Genomic DNA, 4,262 nt, shown 5'->3' with positions numbered 1-4,262 from the left:
ATCCCGGCGCAGGCCATCGATCACGACCTCGCCCGCGGCGCCGATGCGGCGCATGGGGCGGAGGGAAAAGGCGCCCAGTCAGGCTGGAGCGTCCTGATCCGGCACCGGCCGCTCGTGATCTTCGGGATCTGCGTCTTCCTGTTCCATTTCGCCAATGCGCCGCTGCTGCCCCTGGTCGGGCAGGTGCTGGCCTTCGCCCATCCGGACTGGGCGACCGCCATGATGTCCTACTGCATTATCGCGGCGCAGGCGGTGATGCTGCTGGTCGCGATCCTGGTCGGCCGGATGGCGGATCGCTGGGGGCGCAAGCCGATCTTTCTGGCCGGCTTCGCCATCCTGCCGGTAAGGGCGGTGTTGTTCACCCTGTCGCATGACAGCGGCTGGCTGATCGCGGTGCAGCTGCTGGACGGCGTCGGCGCCGGGATCTACAGCGTCCTGACACCGCTGGTCGTCGCCGATGTGATGCGCGGCACCGGCCGCTACAACCTGGCCCAGGGCGCGGTGGCGACGATGACGGGCATCGGCGCCTCGCTCAGCGGCCTCGCCGCGGGCGTGATCGTCGACGCGCTCGGCTTCGACGCCGCCTTCCTCGCCCTGGGCGTGGTCGCCGCGGCCGCGGCTCTGGTCTTCGCCATGGCGATGCCGGAGACGCGGCCGGACCAGACCTGAGCGCGCGGTAGATCAGGCGGTGCGCACCCAGACCAGCATCTCGCCTGGATCGCGGTTGTCCCAAGCATAATAGGGCACGGCCTTGACCCGGACCGGATGCTCCGCCGGCGGCGCGGTGCGGTACAGGTCGTCACCCCAATCCGCCACCGGTTGGGCGCGGGCCTGACCCTCCAGCGTCACCACCCCGCCCAGCAGGCCGGGCTCCTCGCGCGGGGTCAGCTCGGCGTCCACCGGCAGCACCAGGCTGTTCAGCGGCACGCCGTTGTCGACGCCCTCCAGGCAGTAGACCAGCGGCCCGCGCCGGATCGCGGCCCGGCCGGCATCGTGCCGGATCTCGGGATGGGCGTGGATGCGCTCGACCGCCAGCTCCAGATCCAGCTTGACCGTGTCGCCGGCCGCCCAGCGCCGGGTGATCGCGGCGTAGCCGTTGCGGGTGATCGCGGCGAGGTCCTGCGCCGTGCCGTTGACCGACAGGGTCGCCTTGCGGCACCAGCCGGGGATACGGACATACAGGGTGAAGCTGGCCGGCGCCTCGGGCTCGACCGTGAGCGCGATGGCGCCGTCCCAGGGATAGCGCGTCTCCTGCACCAGCCGGACCTTGCCGCCGGCGGCGTCCAGCGTCGCGGTGCTGTCGCCGTAGAGATGGACGGCGATCCCGTCCTCCGACTGGCCATACATGTAGCTGCCGATCGACGCAGTCAGCCGGGCGATGTTCGGCGGGCAGCAGGGGCAGCGGTGCCAGGTCCAGCGATGATGGCCGCCGCGGCTCTCCAGCGGGTTCTCGTAGAAGAAGGTGGCGCCGTCCAGCGACAGGCCGGAGGAGGCGCCGTTGTACAGCGCCAGCTCCATCATGTCGGCGTAGCGCGCATCGGGGCCGAGGCCGAGCATCCGGCCGGCCCAGAACACCAGCCCGACCGCGGCGCAGGTCTCGGCATAGGCGCTCTCGTTCGGCAGGTCGTAATCGGCGGTGAAGCCCTCATTGTCGGCGGAGGGGCCGAGGCCGCCGGTGACGTAGAGGCGCTTGCTCGTCAGGTCGCGCCACAGCCGCTCCAGCGCCACGCGCAGGCTGTCGTCGCCATACTCCATCGCCACATCGGCCATGCCGCTGTACAGGTACATGGCGCGGACGGCGTGGCCGACGACCTTGTCCTGCTCCCGCACCGGCAGATGCGACTGGTTGTACTCGTAGGTCTTGAAAATGTAGTCCTGCGGGTTGCGGCCCTGCTCGCGCGCTTCGGCGTCGTAGAAATGCGGCTGCCGGCCGCGCTCGTCGATGAAGTACCTCGCCAGGTCCATGTATTTCTGCTGGCCGGTGACGCGCGCCAGCTTGACCAGCGCCAGCTCGATCTCCTCATGGCCGCAATAGCCGCGCTTCTGATCGGGGCCGGTGCCGAAGACGGTCGCGATGTGATCCATGTAGCGGCACATGATGTCGAGCAATTGCCGCTTGCCGGTGGCCTGGTAATAGGCGACGGCGCCCTCGATCAGGTGCCCGGCGCAGTACAGCTCGTGGCAGTCGCGCAGATTGGTCCAGCGCAGCCCCGGCTGGATCCGCTGGTACCAGCTGCTGAGATAGCCGTCCGGCTGCTGCAGCCGGCCATACAGCTCGATGACATGATCGACCTTGCGCTCCAGCTCCGGGTTCGGGCTGCGCTGCAGGCAATAGGCAGCGGTCTCGATCACCTTGCCGAGATCCGAATCCCAGAACATCTGGGCGGTGACCAGCCCGCCATGGAACGGGATCTTCACCCCGGGCGACGGCGCGTCGGGGTCGATCTGCTGCAGCATCCCGGCCTCCTCGCAGCGCTGGTAGAGGGTGTCGGCGGTCCTGGCGCAGACGGCGTCGATGCGGCTGCCCCAGAAGCCGCGGACCTCGACCTGCGGCACGGCGGGCGGGCGGAAGCGGGCGCGGGGCGCGGCATCGGCGGCGAAAGCGAGGTCGGCGGTCATCCGGAACTCCATCGATCGATCGGGCAGGGAATGCGCGCGCCTACTTCACCGCGCCGGCCGTCAGGCCGCGGATGTAGAAGCGCTGCAGGGCGAGGAACAGGATCAGGCAGGGGATCATCATCACGGTGACACCGGCCTGCACCGCGCCCCAGTTCACGGCGCCGAAGCGGCCGGAACGGACGGCGGTCATCAGGATCGGCAGGGTGAACTTGTTCTGGTCGGTCAGCAGGATCAGAGCCGCCAGGAACTCGTTCCACGCGGCCAAGAAGGCGAACAGGGCGACGGTGACGATGCCGGGGAACACCAGCGGCAGCATCACCCGGGCCAGCAGTTGCAGGCGGCCGGCGCCGTCGATCCGCGCCGCTTCCTCGATCTCGCGCGGCACCGCGTCGAAGGCGTTGCGCATCATGAAAATCGAGAAGGGCAGCTGCAGCGTGACATAGATCAGCACCAGCCCGGCCAGGGTGTTCTGCAGGCCGAGCCTGGTCAGCAGCAGGAACAGCGGCGTCAGGATCGACTGGAAGGGGATCATGATCGTCGCGATCACCAGCACGAACAGCGCGTTCTTCAGCGGGAAGCAGAAGCGCGAGAAGCCGTAGCCGCCGAGCAGGCTGACGATCGAGGTGATGGCGGCGGTGGCCAGGGCGACGGTCAGGCTGTTGCCGGCATAATGGCCGACGCCGGCGCCGAAGGCGTCGAGCGCCCGATAGCTGTCGGTGCTCCAGTCCGCGACTGGCCAGGGCGGCAGCGGCGGCAGGTTCGCCTCCGACCCCGGCTTCAGGCTGGCCAGCATGGTCCAGGCGATCGGTGCCAGGAACAGCAGGGCGGCGACCAGCGCCGCGGCCTGCAGCAGGAAGCCGGGGGCGGCCCGGCGCATCGGGACGGCCATGCTCATCACTCGCCCTCCGGCTGGCGCAGCAGGCGCAGCTGGACCACGCTCAGCGCCAGCAGGATGGCCAGCAGCACCATCGACAGCGCCGCGCCATAGCCCAGGCGGAACGACACGAAGGACTGGTTGAAGATCCAATAGACGGCGGTGACGGTCTGGTTGCGCGGGCCGCCGCCGAGGATGATGTAGAACTGGTCGAAGGCCAGCATCGACCCGGTGACCGACAGGATCAGCGCCAGGGCGATGGTCCGGCGCATCAGCGGCAGGGTGATGCGGCGGAACCGCGCCCAGGGACCGGCGCCGTCGATCTTCGCGGCCTCGAGATAGTCGGCCGGGATGCCTTGCAGCCCGGTCATCAGGATCACCATGGTGAAGCCGGCGGCCTTCCACACCACCATGGCGATGATCGACCAGAAGGCCGGGTCGAAATCAGCCAGCAGGTTGACCCGGCCTGCGGTCAGCCCCAGCACCTCGGCCGCCGGGCTGAACAGCCCGGCATCGACGTTCAGCAGCCAGGCCCACAGCAGGCTGGCCGAGGCGAAGCCGACCACCACCGGCAGGAAATAGGCGGTGCGGTAGAAGCCGGCGAAGGGCCGCGGCTTCTCCACGAACAGCGCCAGCGGGAAGGCGACGGCGAAGATCGCGATGGTGACGACGACGGTGTAGAGGGCGGTGAAGCGCAGCGCGTTCCAGAACCGGGTGTCACGGGCGATGGCGAGGTAGTTGTCGAGGCCGATGAAGCGGATCGCCCCCA

The 4,262-nt window shown here is 69.2% G+C and carries 4 protein-coding genes; 1 reads left to right on the top strand and 3 read right to left on the bottom strand.

What is annotated here, in order from left to right:
• A partial coding sequence (locus ABDW35_RS32940; protein ID WP_343718076.1) for an MFS transporter occupies positions 1-669 on the top strand: 669 nt, incomplete at its 5' end.
• Positions 670-681: 12 nt separating this feature from the next.
• Here ABDW35_RS32940 and ABDW35_RS32935 read toward each other — a convergent pair.
• The 3 genes from ABDW35_RS32935 to ABDW35_RS32925 form a co-directional block, all read right to left on the bottom strand.
• Positions 682-2,619 carry a glycoside hydrolase family 127 protein gene (locus tag ABDW35_RS32935; protein WP_343718075.1) on the bottom strand — a complete coding sequence of 646 codons (1,938 nt, stop codon included), beginning with the start codon at positions 2,617-2,619 and terminating at the stop codon, positions 682-684.
• A 40-nt stretch (positions 2,620-2,659) separates the two neighbouring features.
• Positions 2,660-3,514 carry a carbohydrate ABC transporter permease gene (locus ABDW35_RS32930; protein WP_343718074.1) on the bottom strand — a complete coding sequence of 285 codons (855 nt, stop codon included), beginning with the start codon at positions 3,512-3,514 and terminating at the stop codon, positions 2,660-2,662.
• The coding region (locus ABDW35_RS32925) for a sugar ABC transporter permease (RefSeq protein ID WP_343718073.1) at positions 3,514-4,262 on the bottom strand (749 nt) is incomplete at its 5' end. The genes ABDW35_RS32925 and ABDW35_RS32930, both read right to left, overlap by 1 nt.

Source organism: Inquilinus sp. (assembly GCF_039594555.1).
Lineage (GTDB): Bacteria > Pseudomonadota > Alphaproteobacteria > DSM-16000 > Inquilinaceae > Inquilinus.
Note: the sequence above shows the minus strand (reverse complement) of the source record. Positions and strands in the feature narration are given on the sequence as shown.

What these genes read in the sequence shown, in the direction of transcription:
- ABDW35_RS32930 (WP_343718074.1), bottom strand. Translation starts at nt 3,514, where the DNA reads ATGAGCATGGCCGTCCCGATGCGCCGGGCCGCCCCCGGCTTCCTGCTG.
- ABDW35_RS32935 (WP_343718075.1), bottom strand. Translation starts at nt 2,619, where the DNA reads ATGACCGCCGACCTCGCTTTCGCCGCCGATGCCGCGCCCCGCGCCCGC.